The sequence below is a fragment of the Aggregatibacter kilianii genome (genome assembly GCF_003130255.1).
Taxonomy (GTDB): domain Bacteria; phylum Pseudomonadota; class Gammaproteobacteria; order Enterobacterales; family Pasteurellaceae; genus Aggregatibacter; species Aggregatibacter kilianii.
Genome location: NZ_NRCN01000001.1, coordinates 1,639,605 through 1,655,582, shown reverse-complemented (window position 1 = coordinate 1,655,582; position 15,978 = coordinate 1,639,605). Strand labels below are relative to the sequence as shown.

At 43.9% G+C, this 15,978-nt stretch carries 14 protein-coding genes; 4 read left to right on the top strand and 10 right to left on the bottom strand.

Annotated features, from left to right (window positions below):
• Positions 1-156: 156 nt before the first annotated feature.
• The 8 genes from modD to rng form a co-directional block, all read right to left on the bottom strand.
• Entirely contained in the window at positions 157-1,002 is an 846-nt protein-coding gene (modD, locus tag DK428_RS07820) for a ModD protein (RefSeq protein ID WP_109063533.1), read from the bottom strand.
• Positions 1,003-1,011: 9 nt separating this feature from the next.
• Positions 1,012-1,611 carry an ABC transporter ATP-binding protein gene (locus DK428_RS07815; RefSeq protein ID WP_109063532.1) on the bottom strand — a complete coding sequence of 200 codons (600 nt, stop codon included), beginning with the start codon at positions 1,609-1,611 and terminating at the stop codon, positions 1,012-1,014.
• Position 1,612: 1 nt separating this feature from the next.
• On the bottom strand, positions 1,613-2,410 hold the full coding sequence (locus tag DK428_RS07810; protein WP_109063531.1) for an ABC transporter permease: 798 nt from the start codon (positions 2,408-2,410) through the stop codon (positions 1,613-1,615).
• On the bottom strand, positions 2,385-3,122 hold the full coding sequence (gene modA, locus DK428_RS07805) for a molybdate ABC transporter substrate-binding protein (protein ID WP_109063530.1): 738 nt from the start codon (positions 3,120-3,122) through the stop codon (positions 2,385-2,387). Before modA ends, DK428_RS07810 begins: the two co-directional genes overlap by 26 nt.
• Positions 3,123-3,337: 215 nt before the next feature.
• Positions 3,338-4,309, bottom strand: a complete 972-nt coding sequence (locus DK428_RS07800; protein ID WP_239493756.1) for a restriction endonuclease — start codon at positions 4,307-4,309, stop codon at positions 3,338-3,340.
• A 56-nt stretch (positions 4,310-4,365) separates the two neighbouring features.
• On the bottom strand, positions 4,366-5,064 hold the full coding sequence (locus DK428_RS07795; RefSeq protein WP_109063528.1) for an SIR2 family NAD-dependent protein deacylase: 699 nt from the start codon (positions 5,062-5,064) through the stop codon (positions 4,366-4,368).
• 14 nt (positions 5,065-5,078) lie between these two features.
• Positions 5,079-5,726 carry a glutaredoxin 2 gene (gene grxB, locus DK428_RS07790; RefSeq protein WP_109063527.1) on the bottom strand — a complete coding sequence of 216 codons (648 nt, stop codon included), beginning with the start codon at positions 5,724-5,726 and terminating at the stop codon, positions 5,079-5,081.
• A gap of 286 nt (positions 5,727-6,012) precedes the next feature.
• Positions 6,013-7,488, bottom strand: a complete 1,476-nt coding sequence (gene rng / locus DK428_RS07785) for a ribonuclease G (protein WP_109063526.1) — start codon at positions 7,486-7,488, stop codon at positions 6,013-6,015.
• Positions 7,489-7,633: 145 nt separating this feature from the next.
• Between rng and putP the strand changes: the two genes are divergently transcribed.
• From putP to DK428_RS07765, 4 genes are all read left to right on the top strand, one after another.
• Entirely contained in the window at positions 7,634-9,154 is a 1,521-nt protein-coding gene (gene putP / locus DK428_RS07780; protein ID WP_109063525.1) for a sodium/proline symporter PutP, read from the top strand.
• A 14-nt stretch (positions 9,155-9,168) separates the two neighbouring features.
• The gene (gene cmoB, locus DK428_RS07775) at positions 9,169-10,134 is read left to right on the top strand and encodes a tRNA 5-methoxyuridine(34)/uridine 5-oxyacetic acid(34) synthase CmoB (protein ID WP_109063524.1); all 966 of its coding nucleotides are present in this window, start codon (positions 9,169-9,171) and stop codon (positions 10,132-10,134) included.
• A gap of 85 nt (positions 10,135-10,219) precedes the next feature.
• Positions 10,220-11,518 (top strand): adenylosuccinate synthase, encoded by a 1,299-nt coding sequence (purA, locus tag DK428_RS07770; RefSeq protein WP_109063523.1) that lies wholly within the window; start codon positions 10,220-10,222, stop codon positions 11,516-11,518.
• 67 nt (positions 11,519-11,585) lie between these two features.
• On the top strand, positions 11,586-12,257 hold the full coding sequence (locus tag DK428_RS07765; RefSeq protein WP_109063522.1) for a DUF484 domain-containing protein: 672 nt from the start codon (positions 11,586-11,588) through the stop codon (positions 12,255-12,257).
• Positions 12,258-12,573: 316 nt separating this feature from the next.
• On the opposite strand, the gene DK428_RS07755 is transcribed toward DK428_RS07765, so the two are convergent.
• Together DK428_RS07755 and DK428_RS07750 are read right to left on the bottom strand one after the other, a co-directional pair.
• A complete protein-coding gene (locus DK428_RS07755; RefSeq protein WP_239496832.1) occupies positions 12,574-14,691 on the bottom strand; it encodes a polysaccharide biosynthesis tyrosine autokinase in 2,118 nt (705 codons plus the stop codon).
• 115 nt (positions 14,692-14,806) lie between these two features.
• Positions 14,807-15,970, bottom strand: coding sequence for a polysaccharide export protein (locus tag DK428_RS07750; protein ID WP_109063520.1), 1,164 nt, complete (start codon positions 15,968-15,970; stop codon positions 14,807-14,809).
• Positions 15,971-15,978 lie beyond the last annotated feature (8 nt).

The window sequence follows — 15,978 nt, the reverse complement described above, 5'->3', positions numbered from 1 at the left end:
GAGCTTGTCGACATGTAAGTCATTTCAGCCTCTCCGATACACAAAACTAATGCTTCAACAATCTCAGCAAGCGTTTTATAAATTTGCTACATAATACCGAAGTGTTTTACAAAACACCCCAAAAATCAACCGCACTTTACGCCACATTTATTATATTTATTGCCGTTCAATCACCACTTTAATATCTTCCGGTGGAGCGTAATAAGGGGCGGAGGTGATAAATAAATGAATGCCCAACTTGGCATAATCAGCAATATTATTTTTATTCACGCCGCCGGCAACAGACAGGATGATTTTTTTACCGCTTGCCGCCACCAGAGACAATGCACGTTTCACGTCATCCACCGACCATTTATCCAGCTGAATAATATCCGGTTCGGCATCGAGCATTTGTTCAAATTGACTGAAATTATCCGCTTCCAAGGTAATTTTATTTTCCGGCGCTTCCCGTCTTAAGCGTTCCACGATTGCCGTCCAATTATCGGGTTCCTCAAACAAGTTGCGATGATTGGTAAACACCAGCAACGTTTCGCTAATGCCTTGGCGGTGAATATGCCCGCCTGCCGCCAACACCGCATTGGTTGCTAGCTTTCGGGTATTCGGAATGCTTTTGCGGGTACAAGCTACCACCGCATGAGGATGAATGGCTTTGGCATTGGCGATCATGTCTGCCGTGTATTGCGCCACGCCACAAGACCACTCCAACACCAACTGAACCACTTTCCACGCCTGATGTAATTTATCGCCGGAAGCCACCGCACTTAACAGCACCGTGCCGGCGTCAACGGTTTCACCTTCCTGCACATAAACCTGCGGTTCAACATCCAGTTTTTTCAGTAATTTTTCTGCCACGCTGATTCCCGCCACAATACCGGCATTTTTACGTTTAAATAAAATTCTCGCCGGCACGTTGTCCAAACCTAGCGCACGCGTCGTCAAATCACCACGATAAATATCCTCCAATAAAAAATCGTCTAATTCTTTATCTGAAAAATAAATCATGTGTTCTCCTTAAATAAACCGTCCTAAATGCAATCGAACCTGTCTTTCAGCTAAAAAATCCGCCTCTTTCGGTTCATGTGTTACCAATAATGTGGTGATCTGCAACGCCTGAAGCAGGCTTTTTACCTTATGCCAAATATGTTCGCGGGTTTGCCAATCAAGAGAAGAAAAAGGCTCATCCAATAACAGCAAATCCGGAGGTTGAATTAACGCTCTGGCAAGCGCTGCCCGTTGTTGTTCGCCACCAGATAATTGATGAGGGTAACGATCAACTAAATGGGCAATTTTCAATTTTTCTAACAATGCCAACTGTTCTTCACGGGACGCATCGGGTTTGGCGAGCATTAAATTACCGGCGATGCTTTTATGCGGAAATAAATACAAGCGCTGATTTAAATAACGACAATTTCGTTGCCATGGTGGCAATGCATTCAGGTTTTTCTGTGCGAGTAAAATCTCACCCTCATAATTAATATAACCGGCGATTGCATTTAGCAAGGTAGTTTTTCCGCTCCCCGACTCGCCCACTACGGCGACACATTCTCCTTTTGCTACACAAAGAGAAACCTGTTGCAAAATACCGGCCTGTAACTTTTCGATCTTCAGCATATTAAACATTCCGATTCAGCACCCGAAGCAAAAACAGCAAACAGGCAGCAATAAACAACAGCCACAACGCAGCACCGATCGCAATTTCAAAGTCACCGCTAGAAATATTCAGATACACCGCCATCGGCAAGGTTTCAGTTTTAAAGCGGGTTGCGCCGGCAAGCATTAATGTCGCACCAAATTCCCCAATAGCCCGCGACCATGCCAAAATTGCACCGCCCAACAACGGTTTCCAGCACATGGGCAATTCCACTTTAAACAGCGTTCTGAAAGGTGATAAGCCTAAATTGTAGGCGGCGAGACGGTACCCCTGATCAAACGACGTGAAAATTCCTCTAGCATTGCGTAACAAAATGGACGAGGCGATATAGGTTTGTGCCACTACAATACCGATAGGGCTAAAAATCCATTGACTGATCCCGGGAATCAGTTGGCTCAAGACACCTTGCGAATTAAACAACAGCAACAAACTCAAGCCCGTCACCAACGGTGGCAACACCATCGGCAAATCCAGAAACGTATCAATAAACTTTTGCAAAGGTAACCGCACTTGGCTCATCAACCACGCGGATGGAATAGCAATACATAGCGCCAAAAAAAGAGACATAAGCGAGGTGCCGAGAGACATACCTAAGGCGAAATGCAACTCGGCATCGAACAACGCTTTTTTGAAAAAATGAAAATCCAGTTGTGCCGTTAAAGAAAACACCGCGCCCACGACAACACATAACAACATAACTAGCGGAATCAGTGCTAACTTTAAACTAAGGCTTTTATTTAATAGGGAGGAAGCCTTCATCGGTAAAATATTTCACGCCTTGTTCGGATTTGAAAAAGTCTAACAACTGTTTAGCTTCTGTCGGCTGCTGACTTGAGGAAAACAAACCAAGGGTCACTTTTTCTTCCGGCGTACCGACCGGGTTTGGTAATAAATCCACTTTATCACGCACTTTCCACGCCCCGGAACGACCAACAACTGCCGCATCCACATCCCCATTAAGCAAATACAACATCAATTGTTTAACCGTCGCCGCTTTCACCACCACTTTATTGTTAAGCTGTTGTTGATAACCGGACAGTTCAAACATTTTTTCCGCGCCTTTGCCCAACGCCATGACTTTGCTATCACCGATACCTAAACGCAACTGACTTTCCGCCAAGGCTTTGAAAGAATCAATCCTCGCGCTTTTATCCTTACGCACCACCATCACCGGAATATGCAATACCACCGGCGCAACGTCTTTCACTTCATTCGCCTGTTGCAATTTTTCCACATCATCCGCTGAACCGGACAAGAACAAATCGCCGCTTTTCACCTGATTATAACGCGCCAACAGTTGCCCTGAACCACCGTATTCCACGGTGACTTTATTACCCGTATCCTTTTCAAATTGCTGAATAATTTTTTCAACCGGTTCTTTCAAGCCTGCGCCGGCATAAAGATACAAATCCGCTGCTTGCGCAGAAAATGCTACCATCATCAACGCGGCCAATGTTGCTAATTTTTTCATGTCACACTCCTGTTTTAAAAAGTGAGGTAAATATAGCACATTGGCTATATAAACAAAAATATAGCAATAATTAAAAAGCAATCAGCCCGTACCGTTTACTCGTATGCGTGAATATTATCAGTAGGTTTAATTTATCAGAAATAAAAAACTCCTTACTAGGTTAGTAAGGAGTTTTTTAGTGAGTGGTGCGACAAAAGGTGTCGCTAGAGATAGTTCTAAGAACGTTTGTTAATCAACCATTCAACTAAACCGGCACTAATTACAAGCTCTGCCATTTTTCGACCATTTACAAGCTTAATTCCTTTAACTTGATATTGTTCTTCATCTATGTTTTCTAAACCTGAATGATATACGTAATACATTTCTGAATAACCATAGTTTTTATATTCACTTTCAAAGTTTAAAACATATTCGTCTAATTGTTTAATATCAGTCTCTGACTTAATTTGCACAAATACTCTCTTCTGCGTTGAAGGTGAATACAAATCAAGATCTATTCCTTTCTCCGTTTTACCTAAAACAGAGTATCGTTGCCATGCCAATTTAGAAAAAACAAGATCTGTTAACAGTTCAAAGTCACTCCACCATAAACCTTTAATTAATTTTTCAACTGATTTAATTAATGTTTCATAGGCTTCTTTCGCTTCTGTAATTTCCTCAATAACTTCAGCATTTATACGACGTATTAAATAGTCCTCCATCTCAACACCACAAATTGTCCCTCTATAGGCTTGGACCTTTGTTACTCTACCATCAAGATTATCAACTAAAAGTTCTTTACCGTTAGCATCAACGCAAGACCAATTCCCATTGTTACTAATAACTTTTCCTGTTCTAGACCCATCGCTTTCCTCAATAACCTCTTTACTGCAAAAAGCCCAATATAATTTACGTCCAAAGAAGGTGATCCAAAGTGTATCTTCCCCAAGTTGATAAAAATCTTGAATTTGTCTCAGGTGATTTGAAACCGTTCCTGTATGGTCACTCCAATGCGTTTTACAATATTCAATACAACCATCCCATTGATTATTCAAACATTCTTGGTGAATCTCTGATGTAGATTCATAGCCAAGACGAATCGTATTTTTTGTACTTGCCGTACTGCCTTTATCAATACAATTCTTTTCCCAACATCCTTTTATACCTAATTTAATAAAACGAATTTTATTTGGTTTAATCAGTTTCATAATTGATTCCTTGTAAGTAATTAGTTAAAAAATTGACACAGTATATAGTCAGCAAATCATTTATTTTTTACTTTTCCTAATAACTCGGCCACTACTTTCGGTACGCCTTTGCCGGCTTTCATTTTTACTGTTTCCACCGGGCGTGGGATAAAGCCTGTATTTGGATTAGGGTCGATAAGGTAAATTTCGGCATTTCTTGCCGCTTCGTTGACCAAACCGTTGGCGGGGTAAACCTGTAATGAAGTGCCGATAACCAGAACAACGTCCGCTTTAGAAACCAAGTCAATTGCCGGTTCTAACATGGGGACGTTTTCGCCGAAAAAGACGATATGGGGGCGCATTGGGTGTCCATTAGGGTCTTTATCATCCACGGATTGTTCGCCGAAGCAAGGCACGATGTAATCGGGGTCAAAACTGCTGCGCGCTTTGTTTAATTCGCCGTGCAGGTGCAACACATTGGCACTACCGGCGCGTTCGTGCAGGTCATCTACATTTTGCGTGATGATTTGCACGTTGTAGCCTTGCTCCAATTCTACCAAGGCCTTATGTGCTACGTTGGGTTGGGCTGTAGCACAATTACGGCGGCGTTCATTATAAAAATCCAACACTTTCTTGCGGTTACGTTGCAGGGCTTCCGGTGTACAAACTTCCTCGATTTTATGCCCTGCCCATAAACCATCCTCCGCGCGATACGTCGGAATACCGCTTTCGGCGCTAATGCCTGCACCGCTTAATACGACACAAAGAGGTTTCATCTTCTCCTCCCCACCTAAATCGCCTTATCCCCATACAACGGCACGCAGCTCAAGCGGGACATAGTTTCCACATAGTTTTTTACTTTCGGCGGGAAATGGATGCCTTTTACACAGGTGAGGTTACGCAAGATTGGGAAAACGAGGATGTCTTCTAAGGAAAGATTGCCATTAAGTGCGGTGTCCGATTGGATTAAATCGGCGAGTTGAGCTAAATCAGGTGCAAGACGGGCGAGATAGGTGTCGGTATTTGCCAGATTGTCGGCGAAGTTGCCGATTGATTTTTCTTTATTTTCAGTGAAATAATTGACTGCACTTTGGGTGGCATATTCCGGCAAACCAAGGCGGGTGAAACGCGGGAGAACCAAATGATTGTAATAGCTGCCAACCTGTTTTAGCCAATCTTCTATTTGTGGACGAACCTTTTCCGATAAAACTTTTTCCCCGTAGTGTGCATCAATGTAACGCACGATATCCAAACTTTCCGGCATGGCTTCGCCGTTTTCTTTAACTAAAATCGGGACGATTTTTTGACCGATGAGCTTGGTTGGCGTTTCCACGTCGTCGTTTAGGATCGTGACCAAGTCAACCGGCACTTTTTTCAAACCGAAAATCATGCGGGCGCGCACGCAAAACGGACAATGGTCGTAAACGTAGAGTTTCATAAGGTCTCCTTTTGTTGTTACTGTTGAGGAAAGTGCGGTGGGTTTTGCGGGTATTTTTGAAATTATGTAGCATTTGCACAAAGCTGAAATGACGGTCACTGAGCTTGTCAACGTGTATCATTTCAGCTTCTCCGATACACAAAAGGAATGCTTCGACAAGCTCAGCAAGCGTTTTGTGCATTTGCTACATAATACCGGGTATTTTTAGATTGTATCGCTTGGTTTCCTCTGTTTATGGCGGAAGTATAGGTGTTTCAAAAATACTCATAAAATCCACCGCACTTTTTTACATCACCACCACATCAAACTGTTCTTGTGTGTAAAACGGTTCAGTTTTTATTTGAATTTGTTTGCCGATGAAAACTTCCAACTCTGCCAGTAAGCCGTGGGATTCTTCATTGATTAAATAATCGGCAACGGCGTGGGAGGCGTAAACCACAAATTGTTCGCTGGAGAATAAATGATGCACGCGGATAATTTCGCGCATGATTTCGTAGCATACGGTTTCCACGGTTTTTATCCGTCCGCGGCCCGCACAAGTCGGGCATTCACAACAAAGGATATGCTCCAAACTTTCACGGGTACGTTTGCGGGTCATTTCCACCAAACCTAATTGAGTGAAGCCGTTAACATTTGTTTTCACCGGGTCGGAAGCCAACGCCTTTTCTAAAGATTCCAACACACGGGTGCGGTGCAACTCGTTTTGCATATCGATGAAATCAATGATGATCATGCCGCCGAGATTGCGTAATTGGAGCTGTTGGGCGATGGCTTTGGTCGCTTCAATATTGGTGTTAAAAATGGTTTCTTCCAAATTACGATGCCCTACAAACGCGCCGGTGTTGATGTCGATAGTCGTCATGGCTTCCGTTTGTTCAATAATCAAATAGCCGCCGGATTTAAGATTTACTCGTTTATCCAACGCATTGTGAATCGCCGTTTCTACGCTGTACACATCAAAGAGTGGCTGATTTCCCGTATATAAAATCAGTTTACCCGTGAGATTCGGGATAAATTCTTCGGTGAATTGTTTCACTTCGTTGAAACAAAGTCGGGAGTCAATATGAATACGATCTAATTTGGCACCGATAAAATCACGCAAAATGCGCTGTGTCAGCGCCAATTCGCCGTAAAGCATGGAGCGGGTTGGGTATTTCGCACGGCGTTCTAGCACTTTACGCCATAAGCGTTTTAAGAAATCGGCGTCTTGTTGCAAATCCAACTCGCTCGCTCCTTCGGCAGCGGTACGGATAATAAAGCCCCCCAGTTCATCACATAAGGGCAAGGCAAGTTCTTTCAGGCGGGCGCGTTCTTCTTCGCTTTCAATACGTTGTGACACGCCCACATGGCTATTTTCAGGCATGAACACTAAATAACGGGAAGGCAAGGTAATATCGGTGGTGAGTCGCGCGCCTTTCGTACCAAGCGGATCTTTTACCACTTGCACTACGATGTCTTGCCCTTCGTGTACCAGTTGGGAGATGTCTTTCACCACAAATTGTTTTTGTTCACTTTCTTCCACGCATTCGGTGTGCGATACAATATCTGACGCGTGTAAGAAAGCGGCTTTTTCCAGCCCGATGTCCACAAATGCTGATTGCATCCCCGGTAATACACGGGTGACGCGACCTTTATAAATATTTCCCACAATACCGCGTTTGCCTTGGCGTTCAATATGCACTTCTTTGAGCAAACCGGTTTCCACTAAGGCAATGCGCGTTTCGCTTGGTGTCACATTGACCAATAATTCAACAGAATCCATAAAATATCTTATCCAAAATGTTGTTGTAATTGATTTTGCCGATTAGTCTAACGAAAAGGAAAATAGAATAACAGGGGCAAATGAGGTAAAATGTGTCCCTTTTTTTGAATATTAGAACGTTAGAACTGTTTTTAGGGTTGACACGATGTTTGGTTTAGATCCGACAATTATTACATTTACTATTTATATCTTCGGCATGATTAGCATTGGTGTGGCCGCTTATTATTACACTAAAGATTTATCCGACTACATTCTTGGTGGTCGTCGCTTAGGAAGTTTTGTCACCGCCATGTCCGCCGGTGCATCCGATATGTCCGGTTGGTTATTGATGGGATTGCCGGGCGCCGTATATTTATCCGGTTTAGTCGAGGGCTGGATTGCCATCGGCTTAACCTTGGGGGCTTATTTAAACTGGCTATTCGTTGCCGGACGTTTACGGGTTTACACCGAATTTAATAATAATGCCTTAACCCTGCCTGAATATTTTCATCATCGTTTTGGTTCGCGTCACAACGCATTAAAAATCGTTTCTGCCTCCATTATTTTGGTATTCTTCACGATTTATTGCGCCTCAGGTGTGGTTGCTGGTGCGAAATTATTCCAAAACCTCTTTTCCATCGACTATTCTACCGCACTTTGGTACGGCGCGTTTGCGACAATCGCCTACACCTTTATTGGTGGTTTCCTTGCTGTGAGCTGGACGGACACCATTCAAGCCACGCTAATGATTTTCGCCTTATTGCTTACACCTGTCTTTGTGGTGATATCTATCGACGGCATTGACGACTTACAAAGCATCGTGCAACAAGCAGAAATGAGCACACAAAAAGAGTTCACAGATTTATTTCGTGGCACGACCATCATGGGCTTGTTAAGCCTTGCTGCGTGGGGTTTAGGTTATTTCGGGCAACCACATATTCTCGCTCGCTTCATGGCGGCAGATTCTGTACATTCCCTCAATAAAGCCCGTAAAATCAGCATGACATGGATGGTGCTCTGTTTGGTCGGTGCCGTCGCTATCGGTTTCTTTGGCATGGCGTATTTCTACGCGAATGCAAACACCGCTTCCGCCGCCTTGGTAAACCATGAACCCGAACAAGTTTTTATCGAATTATCTCGACTATTATTTAATCCATGGATCGCCGGTATTTTGCTTTCAGCCATTCTTGCTGCAGTGATGAGTACCTTAAGTTGCCAGTTATTAATTTCTTCTAGTGCGATTACAGAAGATTTTTACAAAGGCTTTATCCGCCCGAACGCCTCAGAAAAAGAATTGGTTTGGCTAGGTCGCGCCATGGTATTGGTGATTGCCGCCATTGCCATTTGGATCGCCCAAGATCAAAACAGCAAGGTTCTGAAACTTGTGGAATTTGCTTGGGCAGGCTTCGGCAGCGCCTTTGGCCCGGTGGTTTTACTTTCATTATTTTGGAAACGCATGACTTCCTCCGGCGCCATGGCAGGCATGCTGACAGGAGCCATCACGGTTTTTGCATGGAAAGAATGGATCCCGGCGAAAAGCGAATTGGCTCAAGTTTATGAAATGATCCCAGGCTTTTTACTGGCTACCCTTGTTATCATTGTCATTTCGCTGCTATCAAGCAAACCTGACGCCGAAACGCAAGAAACCTTTGAAAAAGCACAAGAAGCCTATAAAAACGCCTTATAACAGGAACGTTAAAAATGATCGATTTTCGTCCTTTTTATCAACAAATCGCCACAACCCATCTTTCCCCTTGGTTGGAAACCTTGCCATTACAAATGAAACAATGGCAAAAACAAACCCACGGGGAATATGCTAAGTGGGCAAAAGTCTTGGAATTTCTACCGCACTTATCGGCTTCCCGTATTGATCTGAAAAGTGCGGTCAAATCCGAACGTGATTCTGCGCTTTCCGACGGCGAACGCCAACGCATTATTCACCATTTAAAACAACTCATGCCATGGCGCAAAGGGCCTTATCATTTACTCGGCATTCATGTGGATTGCGAATGGCGCTCCGATTTCAAATGGGATCGCGTGCTACCACATTTAGCGCCATTGCAAGACCGCACTATTTTAGATGTGGGTTGCGGCAGTGGCTATCATATGTGGCGCATGGTGGGCGAAGGCGCGAAAATGGTAGTGGGCATCGACCCGACGGAATTGTTCTTATGTCAATTTGAAGCGGTACGCAAATTATTAAATGACGATCGCCGAGCCAATTTGATTCCTCTCGGCATCGAGCAAATGCAACCGCTTGCGGCATTTGATACGGTGTTTTCTATGGGCGTGTTATATCACCGCAAATCACCGTTGGATCACCTTTCCCAACTGCGTGCGCAACTGGTTAATGGCGGCGAATTGGTGCTCGAAACCTTAGTGGTGGACGGTGACGAAAACACGGTGTTGGTGCCGATGGATCGCTACGCCAAAATGAAAAATGTGTATTTTATTCCATCCGTTGCCGCACTGATTCATTGGTTACAAAAAACCGGCTTTAAAAATGTGCGTTGCGTGGATGTCGCCGTCACCTCATTAGAGGAACAGCGGAAAACCGATTGGTTAGAAAATGAATCTCTCATTGATTTTCTCGATCCGAATGATCATAGCAAGACGATTGAAGGCTATCCCGCACCGAAAAGAGCGGTCATTTTAGCGAATAAATAAAGGAATTACATTGAGATTCAAGGCTGAAAATAGTAAAGTAGGCAACCGTTGATTTTTATAAACTAAAGCTAAAAAGGCGGAAAATATGGGTAAAAGTGTTGTAGTTCTCGGCGCACAATGGGGCGACGAAGGAAAAGGAAAAATCGTTGACTTGCTCACTGATCGCGTCAAATATGTGGTTCGTTATCAAGGCGGCCACAATGCCGGTCATACCTTAATCATCAACGGTGAAAAAACCGTTCTACGTTTAATTCCATCAGGCATCCTACGCGATAACGTCACCTGTTTAATCGGTAATGGCGTTGTACTTTCCCCTGCTGCGCTTATGCAGGAAATGGGCGAATTAGAAAACCGTGGCGTAAATGTACGTGACCGTTTATTAATCTCCGAAGCCTGCCCATTAATTCTGCCTTACCACGTTGCCATGGACCACGCCCGTGAAGCGGCACTCGGCAAAAAAGCCATCGGTACCACCGGTCGCGGCATCGGCCCGGCTTATGAAGACAAAGTCGCTCGCCGCGGTTTGCGCGTGGGTGATTTATTCAATCGCGAAGCCTTCGCCGAAAAACTCAAAAATCTCCTTGATTACTACAACTTCCAATTGGTGAACTACTACAAAGTCGAACCGGTTGATTATCAAAAAACCTTAGATGACGTGTTCGCTGTTGCCGATATTATCACCGGCATGGTTGCCGACATCACCACCATTTTAGATACCGCGCGCAAAAACGGCGACAACATTTTATTCGAAGGCGCACAAGGCACCATGTTGGATATCGACCACGGTACCTATCCGTATGTGACCAGCTCCAACACCACTGCCGGTGGCGTTGCTACCGGTTCGGGTTTTGGACCGCGTAACTTGGATTATGTATTGGGTATCATCAAAGCCTATTGTACCCGCGTGGGTGGCGGCCCATTCACTACCGAATTATTCGATGAGGTTGGCGCAGAAATTGCCCGTAAAGGGAACGAATTCGGCGCGGTTACCGGTCGTCCACGTCGTTGCGGTTGGTTCGACGCGGTAGCCATTCGTCGCGCGATTCAATTGAACTCTATTTCCGGTTTCTGCATGACGAAATTAGACGTGTTAGATGGTTTCGATGAAGTGAAAATCTGCGTGGGCTATAAAATGCCAAACGGCGACATTGTAGAATACGCACCGCTTGCGGCGAAAGACTGGGAAGGTGTTGAGCCGATTTATGAAACTATGCCGGGTTGGAAAGAAAATACCTTCGGCGTAACCGATGTGAATCAATTACCGCAAACCTGCCGTGATTACGTAAAACGTATTGAAGAAGTCACCGGCGTACCAATTGCCATTCTTTCCACCGGACCGGATCGTGTACAAACTATGATTTTGCAAGATCCATTTGCTGCGTAAAAACGTATAGAAAAATGACCGCACTTTTGAACTATGAAAGTGCGGTTCTTTTTTGGAGAGTTTTTTTATGAATGAACAGGAAAAAAACGTCGTCGAATACCTAACCGAACACCCTGATTTTTTCACCACTCATCCTGATTTGCTTGCCAAACTGTCCGTGGTTCACCCACAAAAAGGCACGCTATCTTTGGTGGAAGCACAGTTGGAACAACAACGCCAACAAATCAAGACCCTGACGGCATTCTTAGAAAAATTCCATCAACTCGCCTATCAAGAGGCAGACATTTTCTACGCGCTCATGCCTTTACAAAAGAAATTGTTTCAAGCGGAAGATTTCCAACGGGGCGAAGAAAAACTGAAACAATGGGCGCAATCCTATGAACTGGACGGTGCAAAAATATTGCTATTTCGAGATGCGTGGCCAAAAAATGAAACCATTCCCGAACAATATTGGATTGACCGCAAGGCATTTGAACTGATTCGCTTGGAACGTCTCGGCTTGCGCCAATTTTACTTGGGCGATTTAAGCAACAAAGAAAAACACCTGATGTTTCTACCGGAAGAATTTCCTATTGGCTCCGTGGCAATTTGTCTGCTTGGCGCAAAAACAAGCCACAAACCCACCGCACTTTTATTATTCACCTCCAGAGATACCGAACGTTTCCATAATGGACAAGACACCACCTTCTTAAAACACATCGTGGACATTGTGGAATTGCATTTGGGAAGATGGGTGTAATTGCCCATAACTTCGGTCTCGCGGCTTCGCCTGCCGGGGTAACAGCCTATACGCCCTATGTTTTAGCGCTTGGGTTTATGACCTGTACTTATATTGGGGTAAGCAATAAATCAAAAATCTAATCGGCATTATCCATGAAAAAACCGCCCTTAGTTAACGGGCGGTTTTGTTGTTATTGAATGATGGAAAGTGCGGTCAAAAAATCCAATGAATTTTGAACGTTGGTTTTGCCTATAACCCCGTTAAGGGTAAGCAAGTGTGCCGACACACTTGCAAGTCATTTTCCAAACGTTTTTAAAATCTACCGCACTTTGCGTTAACCGTAATACCGATGGAAATAATCGCCTCGGTTAACTGCTCGAGGTTTAATGCCGTTAAAGATTACACCATTAACGGTCACGCCTGCATTAATAAAGCGTTGGCGGGAAACCTCAATTTCTTTTTGGCTGGTTTGTTCAAAGCGGGCAACTAATAACACCGTTCCAACATGACGCCCGATGACGGCAGCATCCGTCACAGCCAAGACAGGTGGGGCGGAAACGATTACCAAATCGTAATTAGCAGAAGCCCACTCCAATAACTGCGTAAAACGCGGAGTGTCTAATAATTCCGATGGTGTTTGAGACATGGCACCGCGGGTAATGGTATGCAAATTCTCGGCGGCAATTTGTACGGTTTGATCAATCGCAGTACCTTGTGTCAACAAGTCAGTCAAGCCATGTTGATTGCTCACTCCTAAAATATTGTGCAAATAACCTAGACGCAAATCAGCATCAATTAATAGCACTTTTTTACCTGTTTGGGCGGTTAGGTTCGCCAAGTTTGCTGCAATAAAACTTTTTCCTGCACCGGCACCAATACCAGAGAACATAACGAGGTTATTTTTAGCCTGCGTTAATAAATGTTGCACGTCAGTACGCAATCCTCGCAATGCTTCAACCGATAAATCATCCGGAAAACGTGCGGAAAGCAAGTTTAGAACTTGTAATTCTTTGGCTTTCTTCGCTGCCTTATCGCGTGATAAAGCAACTTGTTTATGGGCATAAGGCACGGTAGCGTAAACCGGCACCCCAATTTCATCAATTTCATCCGTAGTTTTGATGCCTTTATGTAACAAAGCGCTGACAATAACGATAGCACCACCAAGCATGCCACCTAAAATAATGGCAAAGGCTAAAACTAATAGTTTGCGTGGTGCGATAGGATCGGGCATGGCACGTGCTTTATCCAAAATACGCACATTACTCACCGCACCGGCACGAATAACATCGAGCTCTTGAATTTTATTTTGAAGTTGGACATAAATTTCTTGGTCAGACTCGAAATCACGGGTGAGGCGTACCACTTCTTTTTGAGTTTCCGGCAAAGATTCCATTTCTTTGGCTAAACGTGCTTTCTCTTTTTGCAAGACTTTACGTTGTTGGAGTAATGCCATGTAGGTTGGGTGACTTTTTTTGAATCGTTGGGAAATATCACTTTCTTTGATGGTTAAAGCGTTTAAATCCTCTTCCAGTTGTACCATGGTCTCTAAAATGGATTTCGCTTCTAACCCTAAATCTACTGAGGAGGTTTTTTGACGATATTCATTTAAGGCATTTTCTGACTTGACTAAACGTTCACGCACCTCAGGTAGACGATTTTTTAAGAAAGATAAACTTTTCTCAGCTTCTGCCGAATTACGGGCGGTACTGTGGCGAATGTAGCTTTCGGTAATGGCGCGCAATACGTTGGCGATATAGTCTTTGTCTTCACCGTTTAACGTTAAGGAAATTACGCCGGTTAGTTTACCCTGCTCTTCCACCGCCAGTTTTTTCTGTAACTCGGTAACAATCTTGAGTTCATCTAGTTTTTCTATGGTGAAACGTTTTCCGGCATCCCCTTTTAATGAGGTAACTTCGATTTTCACGTCTTCATTATCATAGGCTTGACCGACTTTGCCTGCTACAATCACTTTGCCATCGTCATTGCTAAGACGGTATTCATCAGGATTGGCACCAATCTCTAAGGTGAATTTGTCCTCTTCATTTTGTTTAGGAATAAAATAGGCGATGCTTAATTCCGATGTTTTACCGGTGAGCTTTTCCCAACCCTTACTGATAAACGGAATAGTGTAAACGGGGGTAATTTGGGTGGAAAGATTCAGATCCTCTATAGCACCGGTTAAAATCGCTCTGGATTTGATCACTGCAATTTCTGTGGCGGCGGAAGATTCCTGCTCGAACATGGTAGATAAATCTTTCAACGCACCACCGGTATATTTAGCTTCCACCTGCACGGAGGCATTTGCAGTGTAAATAGACGGTGCCAGTATGGCATAAGCCAGACCTAGTATAAAAAATAGTAACGTCGTGGAAATTATGGTTCGTTTCCGATCCCAAAAGACGGCTAGCAGTTTACTCAGATCAATTACGTCATTCTGTTTTTTACTCATCATAAAACCCTTAATTCGGCTTTTTTCATACCGGAAAACGGTAATTCTTATAAAAAAGCGGTGAAGGAAGAAATACCAAAATCTCAAAGATATTTCTTCCATGATTAATAACTACGGACTAACGTCCCCAAGTTCTGATTCTTAACGTACCTTCGGTTAAATCGTTATAACCGCTGATAGTTGGTACCACTTGTGAAATCACGCGGTTCCAGCGGGTAATTGGTGCCGTGGTAACATACACCACATCATGCGGACGCAAATAGAACTCGGTACCTAAAATATAGGCGGTCGGGTTGGTCACATCTAACTGATAAATGTTCGCTACTTTCTCGATTTGCGCGCCATTATTATCTTTCACCATTTCACGTGCGCCACGTTGGCCGCGAATGACGAAAATACCTGTTGCATCGGAAGATAGTTTGTCTATACCACCACTCGCACTGATAGCTTCCGTTAAGGTCATACCGTTACGTCCGATAGTAAGGAATTGAGGTTGTACCACTTCACCCACCACAAATACTTTCATCGTGTCATTACGTGGAATATGAACAATATCGCCGTTATTTAACAAGCGGTTTTGCGTTAAATCACCCCGTTGAATCAAGGCTTCAATAGAAACGGTTTCTTCCCTGCCATTGCGAGTCAGTTTGACATTGTGCCAATCGGCATGATCAGATAATCCGCCTGCTTTATTAATAGCGTCTAACAGGGTTAACGGTACGTTACTGATAAATTGTTGTCCCGGCGATTTCACTTCACCGGTCACATAGGCTTTTTGTGATTGAAAGGAAGCCACTCTCACTTCAACTTGCGGATCGGCAATGTAATTTGCCAAGGATTTGGTTAATCGAGCACGGATTTGTTGTACGGTTAACCCCGCCACTTTAATGGAGCCCACATAAGGATAGAACATGGTACCGTTAGCATGAACTTGGTTACCTGCTTCTGAGGCTGAGCGATAAGAACCTGCCGGCGTAGTCAGCTCCGGGTGATCCCAAACGGTTACATTGATGACATCGCCCGGTCCGACATGGTATTGGTAATTTTTCACTGCCGAATCCAAGCTCATATTAGAACGCGCTGAAGCATTTACCGGAGAAAGCTCACGTAAAAGTTGCGGTGTAATGAGATAAGCATCAATCGCTTTTGTATAATCGACTTTCTCACCAACAATTTCGGCTTTTTTGGTCATTGGCGATCCGGAACTCGGCTGCAATAGAGAACACGCAGAAAGAGAAAATAAAGTTCCGACTAAAAATAAAGATTGACTGAGTTTTTTCATAGTTTAGA